The organism is Priestia sp. TRM10 (assembly GCF_057808375.1).
On the sequence record NZ_JBJZOT010000003.1, the window covers coordinates 57,964 to 76,541 of the forward strand.

The window sequence follows — 18,578 nt, forward strand, 5'->3', positions numbered from 1 at the left end:
GTCATGTCTTCAATACAAATTATTTTACTGTTAGTGATTGCAGCTGTGACAGGTATCGCAAGTGTATTGGACGAAGGGCAATCCCATCGTCCTCTCATTGCCTGTACGTTAGTAGGTTTAGTACTTGGAGATTTAAAAACGGGCATTATTTTAGGAGGAACATTAGAATTAATGGCTCTTGGGTGGATGAATGTTGGATTAGCGATGGCACCTGATACGGCTATTGCTTCTGTTATTTCAACAATTTTAGTCATCACAGCTGGGCAAGGTATCGGTGAAGGTATTGCGGTGGCTATAGCTTTAGCAGCTGCTGGGCAAGTGCTCACCATTTTTGTACGCACAATCACAGTATTTTTAATTCACCGAGCAGATAAGTATGCGGAAGAAGGAAACTTTAAAGGAATTGAAATTATGCATATTACAGCAATGGGTTTCCAGGCTCTTCGCGTGATGATTCCAACTTTAATCGTTACATTAATCAGCGTCAGTGCTGTGCAAACTTTTTTGGGGAATATTCCAGAAGTTATCACAAAAGGGCTACAAATCGGTGGAGGCATTATCGTGGTTGTAGGATATGCCATGGTTATCAATATGATGAATATTCCTCATTTGAAGCCGTTTTTCTACATTGGTTTCTTATTGGCAGCATTTACGGGATTTAACTTAGTAGGATTTGGGGCGTTAGGCCTTTGTTTAGCACTTCTGTATCAGCAAGTGATGCAGCGAAATCAAATGCAACCGGCAGGTGTTCCAGCAGCTACGAGTAGCGAAAGGGTATACGATGACGACGATGATTTAGATGCCTAAACGGTGAACGTAAGGGGAGAATAGACATGGAAAATGAAAAAAGATTAACGAAAAAAGATATTTTTAGTATGTTCATACGCTCAAACTTTCTACTTGGCTCTTTTAACTTTGAACGTGTACAAGCAATGGGCTATTGTTACGTGATGATTCCAGCTATTAAACGATTATATGGTCCGGGAATGCAAAGAAATCAAGCATTGAAACGGCATTTGGAATGGTTCAATACACATCCTTGGATTTCGGCACCTATTTTTGGCGTAACTGCAGCCATGGAAGAAGAAATGGCAAATAAAAAAGACTTTGACGAAAAAGCGATCAACGGAATGAAGATTGGATTGATGGGACCGCTTGCTGGTGTAGGAGATCCTATTTTCTGGGGAACATTACGTCCAGTGTTAGCAGCTTTAGGAGCATCACTTGCATTAGGTGGAAATATTGCGGGCCCACTATTATTCTTTGTATTAATTAATGTCATAAGATTAAGCTTAAAATATTATGGATTAAAATATGGATACATCAAAGGGACAGAATTTTTAAAAGATTTAGTTGGCAATAGAATTCAAAAGCTCACAGAAGGTGCTTCTATTCTAGGGTTGTTTGTTATGGGAGCGCTCGTCTCCAAGTGGACTACCATAAACATTCCAGTTGTTGTTTCAAGGATTAAGGATGATTCTGGAAAAGTCGTAGTTAAAACCGTACAAGATGTGTTAGATAGTATTTTACCGGGGTTACTCCCTTTAGGTTTGACATTATTAGTCGCGTGGATGCTTCGTAAGGGTACAAATCCTCTTTTTATCATTATGGGAATATTTGCAATAGGAATTTTAGGTTATTGGGTTGGGTTCTTAGGATAATAAATTATTAATCTATTATAGAAACAAATACTCGCTGTAAGTAGCCATATGGTAGAGAGTATAAAACCAATCTGGCATACATACCGGGTTAGTTTGAAAGGGGGAAGGCAATTTGAAGAGAGCAGTAAAGAAGCTATTGACAGTAGGAATGGCGTGTTCTTTAACCTTATTATCAGCTGTTCCAGTGTTAGCTCAGGATTCTGGATATTATCAAGAAGAGTATCGCAACCAGTTTCATTTTTCTCCAGAAGCCAATTGGATGAACGACCCAAATGGAATGGTTTATTATAAAGGAGAGTATCATCTTTTTTATCAGTATCATCCTTACGGAACAACATGGGGACCCATGCATTGGGGGCATGCTGTCAGCAAAGACTTAGTTCATTGGAAGCAACTCCCAATAGCCTTATCTCCTGATGAAAATGGAGAGATTTTTTCAGGAAGTGCAGTCATTGATTGGAATAATACCGCGGGATTTGGTAAAGAAGCAATGATTGCAGTTTTTACTCACTCCGGAAGTAAGGGACAAGTTCAAAGTATTGCATACAGTAACGATAAGGGAAGAACGTGGGAAAAATATAAGGGGAATCCTGTGATGCCCAACCCCCCGATTCCTGATTGGCGTGATCCAAAAGTGTTTTGGCATGATGAAACACATCAATGGGTGATGTCTTTAGCTGCTAAAAACAAAATAATGTTCTATACTTCACGTGATTTAAAAAAATGGAAATATGCAAGTGAATTTGGTCCGGACGGAGGCATTCAAGCAAACGGACAATCGGGTGCATACTCGTATACCTTGTCTCCTCAAAGAGGCCAATCTTTTACAATGGACGGGGATATCACTCTTATTGAAAAGAATGGACGAGAAGGTTCAGGAGGACTTGTTTTTCGTTCAAATAAAGATGCCACAAATGCATATACGGTAAACCTAGATGCCCAAAAAGATCGTTTAACATTAAGTAAGATTTACCAAGGGAAAGTGACCGATATTGCTTCAAAGTCAATAAAGCTTGATACTTCACAGACTTATCATGTAACGGTGAAAGCGAATACAAATCATTTTAAGGTCTCTCTAAATGGTAAACAGGCTGTTGAAGGAACAGACTCATCTTTTGAAAGTGGACATTTTGGATTGACTGCATGGAATTCCACATCTGTGTTTTGCAATGTGAAATTCGTGAACAAAACAAATTTTATGACAAACTTGTCTGGATGGAAAACAGTTAGTGGGACATGGAACGATACAAATGATGGTAAATCCGGTAAATCAGAAGATGATGGATTTATTATGAGTGAGGAACAGGGACAGCAATTTAGTTATGAATCAGATATGACCGTTTCAGGTGACAAGGGTGGTTCAGGTGCTCTTGTATTCCGTGCTGATGCAAATGCGAAAAATGGATATGTTGCTAGCATTGATGCCTCAACAGATAAAATCAAACTGTCGAAGCTCAAAAATGGGGTTTCCACTGTGATTGCTGAAAAAAATACAAAGATTGACACAGATAAAGCGTATAAACTCAAAGTAACTGCAGCAGGAAATCAGATTGGCGTATATTTAAATAACAATCTCATTCTTACTGAAAATGATTCAACTTTTTCAAAAGGGTTGTTTGGGTTGTATGTTGGGAACTCCTCTGTGAAGTTCCAGAATGTTACTAAGGGAAATTTTATTGTGACAGATGTCAAGGAAATTGAAAACCCTGATTTTGAAACAGGGGATTTAAGCGGATGGAAAACGGTAGGTGACGATGCATTTACAAATGATCATGTGACTAACGCAACAACAAATTGGAGTGGACCCTTCGATCAAAATGGAAAATATCATCTATGGGGATTCTCGGATAAGCATAATGGAGACGATGCGACAGGAGAATTACATTCTTCATACTTTAAGTTAAGTGGATCTGGTGAAATAAATTTATTAATGGGTGGAGGAAATGATATAAAAAACCGTTATGTCTCCTTAGTAAGAGCTTCTGATGACAAAGAATTACTTCGCCAGGCGAATACGAAGTTTGCTGATGAGAAATATCAACGTTATGTATGGGACGCGTCAAAGTATTTAGGAGAAGTATTATATATCAAAGCAGTCGATAATGCTACGGGTGGCTGGGGCCATATTAATCTTGATGATATTAACGTATCTAATACAGGTAAAATGCCTACACAAGTTGACAATGTAGCAAAAGAACCTCAGGTAGTGAAACAGAGGGAAAGCGGAATACTCTCAGACTGGAATACAGTAACAGGTGATTGGGTAGAGTCCACTTATGGGAGTAATGATGGCATATGGGAATGCCCTACATTAATTCAACTTCCAGTTGACGGAAATCCTAAAAATAAAAAGTGGGTTTTACAAGTAAGTATAAATGATGGGGCTGCAGTTGGCGGTTCGGGCATGCAATATTTTGTTGGTGATTTCGATGGAAAAACATTTAAAAGTGAAAATCGACCTGATCAGGTCTTATGGTCTGACTATGGTGCAGACTTTTATGCTGCGGTAGATTGGAGCAATATTGAGGGGGAAAATGGAGAGAAATACTGGCTTGGCTGGATGAGTAATTGGCAGTATGCGAATAACACACCAACTACTACATGGAGAAGTTCTACATCGCTGCCTAGGGAATTAGAGTTAACGAAAACAACTGAGGGGGTACGTTTAAAACAAACGCCTGTTTCCTTAAAATCAATTCGTAAACAACAAGAAAAAACAAACTTTAAGAATAGAGTTATATCTGATAACAGTAACCTTCTCTCGGGAATAAAGGGAGACACTTATGAAATGCTTGCAGAATTTGATGTTTCAAATACAAAAGCAACAGAGTTTGGATTTCAGGTTCGGAAAGGAAAGAATGAGCATACAACAATTGGTTATGATGTAAATAATCAAAAGCTATTTGTTGACCGAACGAATTCTGGAAGCTTTAATTTTGGTCAAAATGTTAAAGGCAAGCATTCTGCTCCACTAAGTTCAAAAGATGGAACCATAAAAATGCATATTTTCATAGATCGATCCTCTGCTGAAGTATTTGGAAATGATGGTACTAGTGTCATTACTGATCAATTGTTTCCGAATTCATCAAGCAATGGTTTGCAGATTTATAGTAAGGGTGGGGCCGTTAAATTAAAATCGCTTGATGTTTACCCGTTAAAGTCAACTTGGGGAAAAAGCCCTGTTCATACAAAGATGTCTGGATGGAAAACTATTAGTGGACTCTGGGCCGATACTATTGATGGAAAGCAAGGCCAAAGTCAGGAAAATGCGTTTACTCTTTCAAATGAAAAAGGTAGAGACTTTACGTATGAAGCGAATATAAAAGTACTTAATAATACAGTTTCAAATCCAACCGGTGCAGGGGCTTTAGTATTCCGTTCTGATGTTAATGCGAAAAATGCCTATGCTGCAAATGTGGATGTTTTGAACAACAAGGTAAAACTGATTAAATTCACTGAGGGGGTAGGCAAGGATCTTGCTGTTTACAATGACAATGGAAAACTAAAATTAAAGGGAAATACAGATTACAATTTAAGGGTCATTACAAAGGGTAAAAATATTAAAGTTTACCTGGATGACAAGCTTATCATTGATGAAACAGATAACTCATTTACAGAGGGATTTGCTGGGTTAAATGTCTGGAACTCTACAAGTGTATTTAATAAAATAAAATTCAAATCTAGGAAATAGTACTATAGCATACCCATAAAAAGCTGGAGCTTATAATTACATTTTATGAATAAATAGTTAAATGTGAATTTGCCCCAGAATATCCAAACTAAGAACACTAAAGCTGATTACTTTCCTAGATAGGAAATAATCAGCTTTTTCACCACAAAAACAATTTTAAAATATATATAATTAATTTCTATATAATTAGACCTTATCGAGATGTATATTTTCTATAGGATTCGACTTGAAATAAAGTAATTGATGTAAATTAACAAATTAGTGTTACTATAATTATCTTCTTCTATATTGCTACTTTGGATATTAATAGTATGGAGCCAGTTTACAAGAGTCAAGTCATGGCTGTATAAGCAATATCTATTATCCCATTAATTCTTATCTCTATATTGTGTCTCAGAAGCAGGCATTGAATAAGGGAAAAAACAGATCGTTTTTCAAAACGAATAGCTGTGGATAGAGGAAGATGTACTTACTTATTCCTTTTTTATATCGTCCATTGACCATTTATTTAAATGAAACGTATTGATACTAAAATGACAAAGAATGTTTATTAGCAAACAATCATTTATAAAAAGAGAGTAAAGGGATAATTCAATCATTTACTATTTACAGCAGGAGTTATAATTAAAATTTGAGAAATATAGATAACCAAGAAGTGGATTATGAAAGTTTTAGATTGAATGTCAACCGGTTGACATGGGAATATTGACATATGGAAACGGTTGACATAAAATGATGTTGAAATTGCTTTTAATTTTAAAAATAAATAATGGCAACGGTGGTGCCATTATTTATTTGAAGAATAAGGTAGTTGTTCAAAATACAAGAGGGGCAGGTACCATCTTCATTGGCGACTTTTTATCAGCATTAATTTCATAGAATATATTGATTAACAATCTACATCAAAAAGTGAGTCCAAGCCATCAATGATTATTGGCGTTTTCTAATGCAAGTGGCCCACTCACTGCTTCCGTAAAGTTTTATATATAGGGAACCCTAGTCTTATTTCTGAACTAGAATATAAATTAAATAGTTCTTTTTTTATATCTATTGTTAAGGTTCGAAAGATACGTACTTGGAATTACCTCTAATAAGACATCAAAAGTGTTAGGTATAAAAGTGCTCGAGACTTATTTTGCAATAAGATCTAAAGAAGTGTTGGTAATTGATTATAATTTTAGTGACATAGACAGGATAGAATATGTTGGACCAGGGATAGCAAGGGAAAATCCATCCCAATAATTGAAGGAATATTCGGATTTTTCTGTAGCAATTAATAATCAAGAAGGAATGAAATTGGCATTGAAAACCTTGTCCTATATGGATTGACTTTTTCTAGTGTGAAAATATATGGGCTTCTAATCAGAAAGAAAAAGGATGATATGTATGAGAAGAATTGATAAAGTATACCACCAGTTACTAAATAATTTTCATGAATTTACGTTAGATGAATTATTGAGTAAACAAGGATCATCAGCACAGGAAATTGCCGAACAATTGGAAATGGAGAGATCCAATATAAGCTTTGAATTGAACAATCTCGTACGAGCTCAAAAGGTAATTAAAATTAAGACATTCCCTGTACGTTATGTGCCAGTAGAGGTTGTGGAGGATATCTTTCGTAAAAAATGGAATCTGGAGGATATGGAAGTGGAACTGCTTGAACAGTCAGTTGATCATCAAAAAAAACAAACTATTTCAATCAACCCTTTTGAACTAATGATTGGTGCAAAAGGTAGCTTAAAGAAATCGATCTCCCAAGCAAAAGCAGCTGTCTTATATCCACCAAATGGTTTACATATGCTATTGTTGGGGCCAACGGGTTCAGGTAAATCCCTTTTTGCAAATCGGATATACCAGTTCGCTTTATATTCAGAAAGGTTAAAACCAGGCGCCCCTTTTATTACATTTAACTGTGCTGATTACTATAACAACCCTCAATTACTTCTTTCTCAATTATTTGGTCATAAACAAGGGAGTTTTACTGGGGCAAACGGAGATAAGGTTGGTTTAGTAGAGCAAGCTAACGGGGGCGTTCTGTTTATGGATGAAATACATCGGCTCCCTCCTGAAGGCCAAGAAATGCTTTTCTATCTTATTGATCAGGGTACTTATAATCGTTTAGGAGAGACTGATCATAGACGAACATCTAAGGTATTAATTATTTGTGCCACAACTGAAAATCCCGGGTCATCCTTACTAAAAACTTTTTTAAGAAGAATTCCGATGACTATTCATATTCCTTCACTAGAAGAACGATCTCTTAAGGAAAAGATACGATTAACTACTTTTTTATTAGGAAAAGAGGCAGAACGGATTAATAAAAATCTAAGTGTGCACATTGATGTATTAAATGCCCTTATACATACAGAAAAATTCGGAAATGTAGGCCAATTGAAGTCCAATGTTCAGTTAGCCTGTGCTCATGGATTCTTAAACAATTTAAACAATAAAAATGTAGTGGAACTAAGTGTTAGGGATTTACCAGATGAAATAAAACAGGATTGGATCTCAAGCAGTAACAATATTGAAAGAAGTAAAATGATATCTGAATATGTAAATATTAAAACCATAATTTCTCCTGTTGTAGAAGACGAAATGACAAAAATAGATGATGAGCTTTCTTTTAATTTATATCATTTAATAGAAGAAAAAGTAAAAATTTTAAAAAATGAGGGTTTATCTGAAACAGAGATAAATCAGTATATTTTAACAGATATTCAACTGAACATTAAAAGTTTTTTTAATCAAAAGACTTTTCAAAACTCCAATTTATTGAAATTCGTTGAAGATGACGTTATTCAAATTACGAGGGATTTAAAACAGGTGGCTGAAAAAGAATTAAACTGCAAGTTTGATCGTAAATTCATTCATTTTTTAAGTATGCATATTGATGCATTTTTGAAACGGGGAAAACAGATTGATGTATTAAGTGCACAGGAAACAGATGAAATCCGCAACACATATTTGAAAGAATATCAGGTTGCATTGATCTTCAAAAATAAGATTCAGGAGTTTTTTAACGTAGTCGTTCCAGAAATAGAAGTTATATATTTAACAATGGTTATGCAATCTATCAAGTCATTAGAAGAGAATAAAAGAGTGGGGATTGTGGTGGCTGCACATGGGAACAGTACTGCAAGTTCCATGGTTGAAGTAGCAACTGAACTCTTGGGGGGAACTCCTATCGTAGCCATCGATGTGCCGTTGAATCTATCCCCATCAGAAATTCTCGCTAACTTAACTGAGGGAATTAAAAAAGTTGATGAAGGCGAAGGTGTATTAATGCTTGTAGACATGGGTTCACTTGCTATGCTAGAAAATCAGTTAGAAGAAAAAACAGGTATTAAAATAAAAACTATGAGTAATGTCACTACTTCTATGGTGCTGGATACTGTTAGAAAGGTAAATTATTTAGATTTAAATTTATATGCCATTTATGATTCAGTACAGAAGGACTTTATGGAGTTTTTAGACAACCAAGCAGATATCTCCGAAAAAAAGAAAGTATTAGTTTCTATTTGTACCACAGGAGCTGGAACTGCCAAAAAGTTGGAGAAAATCCTAACGGCAATCATAAATAAAGTTTCTTCTGAGCCTATTAGAGTACTGACTGTTTCTTCTATTAAGTTAGCAAGTAATATTAAAGAAATCCAAAAAAAGTATGAGGTTATAGCAACGGCAGGAACTAAAGATCCTAAAATTAATGCTCCTCATATTTCCTTAGAAGTTCTTATTGAAGGGGATGGAGAACGAATCATTCAACAGGCAATTACAAGGGGAAAAATACACAGTAACAATCGATCAATTAAATCCAATATTGTGGTAAGTGAACTTTGTGAGGAGAACTTAAGACAGCATCTTGTTTTTTTAAATCCTTATCATATAACCACAGTATTACTAGAGTGGGTAAAAAATATGCAAGATGAACTAGGTATTATATTAAGTAATACAGCCATTATTAGAATCATTATGCATACAGCTTTTGCTTTTGAAAGAATGATTAAAGATGAACCAATTGCTTTTCCAGAGGATGAAGAAATCAATGATAATCTAGAAAAAATTTATGAAAAAACGAGAAAAACGTTACAAACAATTGAAAAAAAACTTGGATGCAAGGTAACTAGAGATGAAAAGTTATTTATCGCAACTATTTTTGCAGAAGAAATATAATAGCACGAAGTGAATAAATATTACAAGTATGACTAAGCTTTAGAGGTACAATTGTTTTGAGGTTTTTACACTAGAATCAGAACTTATTAATTTTAAAAAACTTAGTTATATAAAATACATATATATTTATCTAAAAATATATATTATACATATCAATGACCTCTTTTTATAATGAAGGTATCATTTTTAAAAGGAGGATATTGTTATGGAATTTAGTAAACTTGGTCATAGTGGATTAACAATTAGTAAACTTGCATACGGAAACTGGATTAATCATGGTGGTAAGATAAATGAAGAAACTGCCCATGATTGCGTGAAAGCTGCTCTTGATGTTGGGATTACGACGTTTGATACTGCTGATGTTTATTCAGACACTAAAGCTGAAGAAATACTGGGCAGATCTTTAAAAGGGATTCGGCGGGAGAGCATTGAACTATGTACGAAAGTATGTCACCCGACTGGTACTGGACAAAACGATAGAGGATTATCACGTAAACATATTTTAGAAAACTGCAACGCCTCTTTACGACGTTTACAAACGGATTACATTGATATTTACTATGCACACAGGTTTGATTCCACTACACCTCTGGAAGAAACGATGTTAGCTTTCGCAGATTTAGTAAGACAGGGTAAGGCGCACTATATTGGTGTAAGTGAGTGGACAGCAGAACAAATCACTCGAGGGGCAGCGCTTGCGCGAGAGTTAAATGTCCCTCTCATCGCCAGCCAACCTCAATACTCTATGTTATGGAGAATAATTGAAAGTGATGTAATACCAACCTGCCAGCGTGAAGGACTTGGACAGGTAGTATGGTCGCCTTTGGCTCAGGGAATCCTTACTGGAAAGTATCTTCCAGGTGAATCACCTCCGATGGATTCGCGGGCTAACTCAGCTGCTGGAAAGCCTTTTTTTAGAAACCTTGTGCAAAGATGGATGAGTAATAATATTTTAGAGGCAATCCAAAAGCTTAAACCCGTGGCACAAGAGGCTGATCTTACTCTTGCTCAGCTTGCAATAGCGTGGGTACTGCAAAATCAGAACGTTTCTGCAGCAATTATTGGTGCTTCTAATCCTGAACAGGTGAGGGAGAATGCTTTAGCATCTGAGGTGAAACTTGAAACTGAGATTATGAATCAGATTGATGAAATTTTAGGTGATCTGGTTGAGTACGATCAGAGTAAAACAGGTTAAAGTTTTTAAGTCTGTCTTTTAGTTTTTTAATCCAGCCGAACCTGGCTGGATTTTCATGATTTAGACTGAGAACTTAAATATGCTTCTCTTGCAACCGTTAAAAAGTGATTAACGACAGTTGACTTTTCATCTTGTCTCCATGAAATATATAAATTTACTTTTGGTGTAGTTTCTTGGATTTTTTTATAAACAATTCCTGATCGTTTTATGCTTTCTACTGAGGATGGAACCACCGAGATTCCCATTCCTGTTGCGACTAAATTAACAATTGTATGCATTTGAATAGCTTCCTGAAACACGTTTAAACTTATATTATGACCCCAAAAGTAGCTGGTAATTAAATCATAAAATTTTGCACCTAGATGACGTGGGAACATAATAAATGGTTCATTGGCTAATAAATGAATGGGAACTTTGGGAAGCGAGGCTAAATGATGATTTTCAGGCAAAACCAAGCTTAATGACTCATCACAACAAATTTCTGAGGTCAGTATCTCATTATGTTGTTTGGAACGGATAAACCCTACGTGAATTTCTTTTTTATATAGTGCTTTTAACTGCTGTTCTGTTGTCATTTCACGCAGGTCAAGATGAATTTTAGGGAAACCTTCTCGAAACTTTTTAATGATATCAATAACACTATCAGTAGAATCAACGAAACCGATCGTTAAATGACCTATTCTTCCGTCATCTGCAAGTTGTGTTGCTTTAATCGTTCTTTCTACTTGAAAAAGCGTACGGCGGGCTTCTTCTAAAAATACTCTCCCCGAATCTGAAAGTTTTACCTGTCTTTTGGTTCTATGAAAAAGCGTAACATCTAAATCTTCTTCTAATTTACGAATTTCTTGACTTAATGGAGGCTGTGCCATGTTAAGACGTTCAGCTGCCCGACTAAAACTTAGTTCTTCAGCAACCATGATAAAATAACGTATTTGTCTCAGATCCATTTTTTAAGTCCTCTCTATAAAATTTCAATCAGATTCTCTGAAATTTTGATTTTTTCTGATTCAACAATGCCTTTTTACTATTGAATTCCTAAAAAACGTAATTCTATTCTAACAAAAGCAAAGGCTTTTTTGACGAGTTTCTTCTATTATATATGTTCCTTGTTAAAAGTACTTTCATGTTGCTTCACCAATTTATAAAAGGTTGTCTTTTTAACATTAGCCTCTTTCATGGCTTGTACAGCTGTAATCTCCTTATTTCTCCATCGGTTATAAGCTTCAATAAATTCTGGGTTAACCTGAGCTTTAGGACGTCCAAAGGATATACCACCTTTTAGTGCAGCATCAATGCCCTCTCGCTGACGTTTCCGGATACGATCCCGTTCCTCTTGGGCCATCCAAGAAAGAATCTGGAGAACTAAGTCTGCAATAAAGGTTCCCAAACTATCCTTATATTGAGTGGTATCCAACAAGGGCATATCTAAGACCACAATGTCTGCCTCAATCTCTTTTGTAATGGCATTCCATTCTTGTAAAATTTCTTCCTTATTACGGCCGAAGCGATCTAGAGAATGAATATAAAGAATATCTCCTTTACGCATCATTCGTTTCATTAATTGGTATTGTTCCCGGTTAAAGTTTTTTCCACTTTGTTTATCAAGAAAAATATCACGAGGAGAAATTCCAGCTTCCTCCATGGATTGGAGTTGACGACCCTCATTTTGATCTCGACTACTTACGCGTATGTATCCAAATTTTCTATTTTCCATTTTTATACTCCTTTTGTGTTTCTCTCCCTATTATTCTATCAAATACGTTCGTTAAAGTATATGTATTTCAGAGGACGTCCGTAATTTAATTTTAAACTTAAACGAACATTAAAAAGGCTAGATTTCTAATCAAAAATAAATGGCCGTAAAAGTAAACTTTTACGAACGTGCGCTTTGCGAACTGTATGGTCCTATTTACTTTTTGTAGAGTGGAAAGGTAATTAATGGATGTGCTCGTTATGTGTTTTTGAATGTGAAAATTAACCGAATTGTTTTTTGTTAAAAAGGTTTGAGTTTTTTTTACCTGGAGCTCGTTTTATGTTAATTAGAAATAACCTGGATATAAATGGTGCTTTATAATTTAATTTCTGATAGAATGTTATTATGGTAATTTTTGGAGGTATGTGTCGTGGATATAAGTTTCTTTTGGATTGCAGTGGGTTTAGCTGCCTTTGGATATTTTATAGGAGATGGTTTAAAGAATTTTAGTAAACCGCCAAAAAAATCTAGTTACCCTCATTTAATTAAAGAAAGAGATTTACATCTTTATTTTAATCTAAGTAAGGGCGAAGTCGAAGATTTGTTAAACAAATATAATGGTGCTCCTCGAATAGAGCTTAAAGGGACTACATATTATCCTTATCAACAATTCATAGATTGGTTATCTTCTAACGATATTTATAAGAGATAAAACAGAGAAAGCATGTGATCTTTTGAAAAATCAAATGCTTTCTCTGTTTTAGTGATAAATTCTGATAACTTATATTATGGTAACTAATCATTATTGAATTTTCTATAAAACGAATAAACTATTTAATGTGTTGGCCAAAACTTCCTTCAAAAAGAGATTTCTTTATTTCATTCCTTAGATTTGGCTTTTCCCTTTGTTGGTTTATTTCTGGAAATTACTCTTTTTTATTTTGGTATCCTATTGCTACTAATGCATGTATTGCATATTTCTCCGGGATATTGAGAATCCTGCGGGCAGATTCAAAGTTAAATCCTGTCATTGGGTAAGTTATAAGTCCTTTCTTCGTGGCTTCAAGTAAAAGATAAACCCATGCTTCCCCAGTATCAGAGGAGTGAGATTTATTAAAATCTTTTTCATTATTCATCTCTGAGATAATTAAGGCAAGAACAGGAGCCTTCTGACACCAAGCAAGATTTCCCTCAACAATGAAAGAATAGAATTTTTCACGATCCTCTTGAGTTCGGGCTAAAATAAATTCCCAAGGTTGGGGATTAAAAGTAGATGGGGTCTGACGAGATGTTTCAAAGAGACTAAATAAAACTTCATCAGAAATTTCCTTTTCCAAAAAGGAACGGGGAGACCATCTGTCTAAAAACACTTGATTAATAGGAGAAGTTGTTGCCCGAGAGTGACTCATAATATAATACCTCCATTACAATTCTAATAATGACTGGACTCTAACAATATAATTGGTTTCCTAATGGATTATAAATTTAAAATTTAAAAAATTCAAATAATTATTATTCTTATTTATATCTTTTCTAGCTATAAGACAGAACACATCTACTGAAGACTCTTATCTTAAATCAGTTAGTGGAGCCATAGCTTTAAAGTTTAATCCAAAATACTTCACAAACCTATATTGCGGTAAATTATTAGTGGAGAAGTACCTGGATTTTTATAAATTAATTGGTCATCGTACCTCATTAGTTGGTGTTTTTTTAAGTTAATCCAAAATAGTGAGAAGAGAGCTATGTATTGTTAAACCGTTCTTTTTTGAGATATTTACAAGTATAAAAACAGTGGATCTTACAAGGAGAATCACATTACTTTTCAATGTTGTTTTAGGAAAAATATGCTAAAATTATTTATATCTTCTTCTCTAAATAATGGAGGTGGCGGCGCTTTTGCCAAATTTTAATGATAAAAAAAGCAAGTTTAATACTCAAAGACCATGTGGAGTATGGTTAATTTACATAGGTTTTATCATTATTTTTTCAGCTCTTGTAGGAGATCATTTATTATTACAACCTTTCATTTTAGGGATAGGTTATTTTATAGGTTTTCTTAGTATATTCATATTGCCTTTTGTTAATCAAAAATTGGCATTTGGGAAAAACACAAAGTTTCAGGATAGAATGGATAACTTATCTACAGTATTAAATGTACTTTTATGTACAGCTTGTGGGATAATCATAGGTTTTGATGATTTAAGACTATTTTGGTTAAGTATATTTATCGCAGTTGGTATTCATTTCTTTGGCTTTTATTTTTCTCAAGGAAAAATGATGATTCTTTTAGGAACGCTAACCATAATTAATGGTGTGATTGGAATATTACTCATAAGTGTTCCTTTTATCTTCTTCGCATTGGTAGATGGTATTTTAAAATTACTTATTGGGTTGAAAATGATAACCATAAAGCGAACTATCAATGTCAGTTCAGGAGACTCTTCTTCAAAACACATTTGATTATTTAGACCAAGAATTGAGGCAAATATTATATGAGACTTTGCCTTGCTACCATAAGGAGTAAGGATGTCTCAAATACTTTATTATATATAGGAAGGACAGTTTGTCAGTCATAAAGTAACGAAAATAGTACATTGTCCTGTAATGATTATTAGATAAATAACTATTATAAAAAGAAAAAGCACAATTTCGTTGGGAATTAACGAAATTGTGCCTTTTTACTACCTATAAATAGTGTTATGTTAACTAAAAATCAAGAGTGGATAGCATAGAAAAAAGCATCTACTTTTAAAGAATTTGCTATTTTTTTTACTTTATACTATAGTTGTAAGGGTACTTACAACTAGGAGGCCTGCTATGGAAAAGTTAATTGATTATCTAATGGAAATTGGTTTTTCAAAAAATGAGAGTAAAGCTTATTTATCACTATTGAAACAATCACCTCTCACTGGTTATGAGATCAGCAAGCAGAGTGGGGTTCCACGCTCTATGATTTATCAAGCCATTAATAAGTTGGTTGCGCACGGTGCTATAAACGAAGTCCGTTCTGATCCATTGACCTATACACCAGTACCACCAAAAGAATTTATTGGACGTTTGCGACAACAGAAAGAGGAAACGTTTGATTATTTACAAGACAATCTTGAACAAATTCAACATCCACCGGAAGTTCATGTGATTCGTCATATTCAGGAAAGATCAGCTGTGATTGAGCGAATGAATGACCTTATTTCAAAGGCTAAACATGAAGTATGGTTATCCATATGGGATTCGGAGTTACATGAAATAGAGCCATATGCCAAAAAAGCGACAGAATCCGATGTCGAATTGTACTCACTTTTATTTAACTGTCAGCCTACCCATCATTTTGGACGAGCTTTTTATCACCATCCTTCTACTGCCAACATTGAAGAGCAGCGTATGAATCAACGTTTAACCATTGTGATTTGTGACAATAAGGAAGTGATGATTGCAGGTTTTTCGAAAGACACTGTTCCATCAGCCGTGCATACACAAGACCCGATGCTAGTGTTATTAGCTAAAGAATATATTCGCCACGATATTATGATGAAAGTCATGAGCAAACACACTTCAGAGGAAAAAAGAAATCAAATTTGGAGAAATGATTCAGATCTTTTCTATATCGTGACAAATGAACTTTTAAATAAAAAGGACAACGAAGGAGAGAGCTAATATGTTTTTTGAAATATTTTTAATCGGCATTCTATCTGGTCTCTCTCCTGGACCAGACTTTTTTCTTGTGATGAAAAATAGTTTAGGCTTTGGGCGACGTATAGGGATTGCAACAGCCTTAGGCATTGCTTCGGCTCTGTTTGTTCATGTAACGTATACGATTTTAGGTTTTACTTATATTATTGAAAAATTCCCAAGCATATTTATCGTTATTAAATTAGCTGGTTCTCTTTACCTACTATGGTTAGGATTTCATGCGATTCGTTCTGTTAAACAAAATAAAGAAGAAAATGAAATGGGATTAAAAGTGAACACGGATAAAAGTGTGAAACAAGGTTTCCGTGAAGGCTTCATTTGTAATGTATTAAACCCGAAGGCTGCACTCTTTTTCTTAAGTATTTTTTCTCAGTTTATTTCATCAGATACAGCCAGCTGGATACGTTGGATTTATGGAACAGAAATTATCTTAGCTGTTGCCCTATGGTTTACCTTTGTTTCAAGCGTTATTTCTTATAAAAAATTTAGAAGCTTTTATGAGAGATATAATCATTGGTTTGATCGCTGTTTAGGTGCTATCTTAATTTATTTTGCTATTTTTATCGTGTATTCAACGATTCACTCATAAGGAGGAACCATACATGGAACAAGAATTATTTCTAGAAAACAGTTATCAGACGAGTTGTGAAACCTTTATTGAAGAGATTAACGAGAATAAAGTGATTTTAAAGCAAACTGTTTTTTACCCAACGGGTGGAGGACAACCCTTTGATACAGGGATTTTAAAGCAAGGAAAAGCCGAATTCAAAGTTATAAAGGTAAAAAGAGAGCAAGGGAAAATTGTTCATTACCTAGAAGATGCTACAAACTTATCTGTGGGAGAGGTAACGGCTCAAATCAATTGGGACTGACGTTACAGATTTATGAAGTATCATACTCTTTTACATGTAATTGCAGGTCACCTCTACAATAAATTTGGTGCGCTAGCGACAAGTAATGAGATTTATGAAGATAATCGAGCAAGAATTGATATTAGATTTGAAAAAGAGGTATCAGAAGACTATTTTTCTTCCATGGAACAAGAAACTCACAAGATTATAGAAGAAAATCATAGGGTTTCTACTCGTAGTCTTCCGCGTGAAGAGGTTGAAAACATCCCGGGTTCCATTAAGACGGTGATTAATCTTCTTCCAAAGTCTATTCAGACAATTCGATTAGTAGCCATTAGTGAATTAGATGAACAAGCCTGTGGTGGAACCCATGTAAAGTCAACAAGTGAGATTGGATTGTTTTCGTTCATTAAAATTAAGAATAAAGGTAAAAACACAAAGAGAATTGAAGTTGCATTCAATGATTGAGTACTATATTTCACTATAAGAAAGAACCGTTCATTATAATGAACGGTTCTTTTTACTTCCTCTAATCAACATTATGTAAAGCTTTAAAACCTTGTAAACCAATCGTTTACGTATTTTTACCAATGGTTTATAGTCATCTTCCTCTTGTTGTTATAAGGTGGAAGTAAGGGGTGAGAAGATGAATGTAGGTGAACAGTTAAAAAATTTAAGAGAGCAGCACAATATGAGTCGTGAAGAACTGGCCCAACAAATGAATGTATCAAGACAAGCCGTCTATAAATGGGAAACAAATAAGGGCTATCCTGATATGGATAACCTAATTAGATTAAGTGAATTATATAAGGTAACACTAGATGAATTGATTAAAAGTTCATCAACACTTCAACCCAAAGTTGATAATAAAGATTCTTTAATAAAAAAGGACATTAGTGAGTTTAATCTTGAGGGTGATGGAAATTCTTTTTTTAGATATGGACTCATGTGTTCTGTAGGATCCTTAGGTGGTTTATCTATTCCTATTTTAAAAGGGGAAGTCAATTTAAGTATTATCTTTCCTTTTGTGATTGCTCTTATAGCTGGATTCTTGTTATTAAAGTCAAAGGCCATTCGATGGGATGAAATCAAGCTGAAGAATGTAAAATGGGTGTCCAGAATTGTGATGGCTTATTTATCGGTTCCTTTTTCGTTTTTTTCTATAAGTATTATTCAAAAAGACCCCGTTAATTTCTTTTCCTTATATTATCTTTTATTTATAATTTTCATTGCCCTTGCTCTATATATTTATCTAAGACGTTTATATATTAAGCATCTCTATTAAATACGCTTGATTCCAGAGTCAAGCGTATTCTTTCTACCGATAACAAAAATTAGGTTAATTAGAAATGAATAGGATATACATCTAAAAACATAGAGTTAAAGATTCTCTTTACTTTGTAATCGCTTTCATTTATACTGAGGATAGGTGGGATAGCATGCGTGGCTGTCACAGTATTTAGCGTAGGTGGGGCTAATACAGGGAAGCAGGGCATATCAGAAATATCCTTTTTTATTTGAATAAAGTTGCTTTATCTCATTATTTAAATACAGACTACTTACTATTAATATCGAAATCTCTATACTTTTTACATAGGAATAGCGCCCAATTAATTGGGTG

14 protein-coding genes and 1 pseudogene are annotated in these 18,578 nt (G+C 34.6%); 12 read left to right on the forward strand and 3 right to left on the reverse strand.

Translation table 11 applies throughout. The annotated features are described in order from the left end of the window. Positions 1-3 precede the first annotated feature (3 nt). The 6 genes from ACK3CR_RS03915 to ACK3CR_RS03940 all read left to right on the forward strand — a co-directional run bounded on the left by ACK3CR_RS03915 (position 4) and on the right by ACK3CR_RS03940 (position 10,720). Complete coding sequence (locus ACK3CR_RS03915; RefSeq protein WP_328125065.1) at positions 4-807, forward strand: PTS mannose/fructose/sorbose transporter subunit IIC; 804 nt, start codon at positions 4-6, stop codon at positions 805-807. Between the two features lie 26 nt (positions 808-833). Then, complete coding sequence (locus ACK3CR_RS03920) at positions 834-1,661, forward strand: mannose/fructose/sorbose PTS transporter subunit IID (protein ID WP_243520502.1); 828 nt, start codon at positions 834-836, stop codon at positions 1,659-1,661. Positions 1,662-1,809: 148 nt separating this feature from the next. Beyond that, positions 1,810-5,352: a GH32 C-terminal domain-containing protein gene (locus ACK3CR_RS03925; protein WP_488974850.1), complete on the forward strand. Its 3,543-nt coding sequence runs from the start codon at positions 1,810-1,812 to the stop codon at positions 5,350-5,352. A gap of 732 nt (positions 5,353-6,084) precedes the next feature. Further along, the gene (locus ACK3CR_RS03930; RefSeq protein WP_430238068.1) at positions 6,085-6,231 is read left to right on the forward strand and encodes a hypothetical protein; all 147 of its coding nucleotides are present in this window, start codon (positions 6,085-6,087) and stop codon (positions 6,229-6,231) included. A gap of 507 nt (positions 6,232-6,738) precedes the next feature. Next, complete coding sequence (locus ACK3CR_RS03935; RefSeq protein ID WP_328125066.1) at positions 6,739-9,525, forward strand: sigma-54-dependent transcriptional regulator; 2,787 nt, start codon at positions 6,739-6,741, stop codon at positions 9,523-9,525. 205 nt (positions 9,526-9,730) lie between these two features. Beyond that, positions 9,731-10,720 (forward strand): aldo/keto reductase family protein, encoded by a 990-nt coding sequence (locus ACK3CR_RS03940; RefSeq protein ID WP_488974817.1) that lies wholly within the window; start codon positions 9,731-9,733, stop codon positions 10,718-10,720. Positions 10,721-10,773: 53 nt separating this feature from the next. Here the strand turns inward: ACK3CR_RS03940 and ACK3CR_RS03945 are convergent, their stop codons facing one another. Together ACK3CR_RS03945 and ACK3CR_RS03950 are read right to left on the reverse strand one after the other, a co-directional pair. Next, complete coding sequence (locus ACK3CR_RS03945; RefSeq protein WP_488974818.1) at positions 10,774-11,667, reverse strand: LysR substrate-binding domain-containing protein; 894 nt, start codon at positions 11,665-11,667, stop codon at positions 10,774-10,776. A 146-nt stretch (positions 11,668-11,813) separates the two neighbouring features. After that, positions 11,814-12,434, reverse strand: coding sequence for a recombinase family protein (locus tag ACK3CR_RS03950; protein WP_488974819.1), 621 nt, complete (start codon positions 12,432-12,434; stop codon positions 11,814-11,816). Positions 12,435-12,843: 409 nt separating this feature from the next. Between ACK3CR_RS03950 and ACK3CR_RS03955 the strand changes: the two genes are divergently transcribed. Then, entirely contained in the window at positions 12,844-13,125 is a 282-nt protein-coding gene (locus ACK3CR_RS03955; protein WP_488974820.1) for a DNA-binding protein, read from the forward strand. A gap of 214 nt (positions 13,126-13,339) precedes the next feature. Here the strand turns inward: ACK3CR_RS03955 and ACK3CR_RS03960 are convergent, their stop codons facing one another. After that, the gene (locus ACK3CR_RS03960) at positions 13,340-13,822 is read right to left on the reverse strand and encodes a nitroreductase family protein (protein ID WP_488974821.1); all 483 of its coding nucleotides are present in this window, start codon (positions 13,820-13,822) and stop codon (positions 13,340-13,342) included. Between the two features lie 490 nt (positions 13,823-14,312). On the opposite strand from ACK3CR_RS03960, the gene ACK3CR_RS03965 reads away from it, so the two are divergent. The 5 genes and pseudogenes from ACK3CR_RS03965 to ACK3CR_RS03985 all read left to right on the forward strand — a co-directional run bounded on the left by ACK3CR_RS03965 (position 14,313) and on the right by ACK3CR_RS03985 (position 18,242). Then, on the forward strand, positions 14,313-14,876 hold the full coding sequence (locus ACK3CR_RS03965) for a DUF6609 family protein (protein WP_488974822.1): 564 nt from the start codon (positions 14,313-14,315) through the stop codon (positions 14,874-14,876). 357 nt (positions 14,877-15,233) lie between these two features. Continuing rightward, complete coding sequence (locus ACK3CR_RS03970) at positions 15,234-16,070, forward strand: TrmB family transcriptional regulator (RefSeq protein WP_488974823.1); 837 nt, start codon at positions 15,234-15,236, stop codon at positions 16,068-16,070. Between the two features lies 1 nt (position 16,071). Continuing rightward, positions 16,072-16,695: a LysE family translocator gene (locus tag ACK3CR_RS03975; protein ID WP_488974824.1), complete on the forward strand. Its 624-nt coding sequence runs from the start codon at positions 16,072-16,074 to the stop codon at positions 16,693-16,695. A 13-nt stretch (positions 16,696-16,708) separates the two neighbouring features. After that, positions 16,709-17,425: pseudogene (locus ACK3CR_RS03980) on the forward strand (alanyl-tRNA editing protein). A gap of 178 nt (positions 17,426-17,603) precedes the next feature. Beyond that, a complete protein-coding gene (locus tag ACK3CR_RS03985) occupies positions 17,604-18,242 on the forward strand; it encodes a helix-turn-helix domain-containing protein (RefSeq protein ID WP_488974825.1) in 639 nt (212 codons plus the stop codon). The last annotated feature ends 336 nt before the right edge of the window (positions 18,243-18,578 follow it).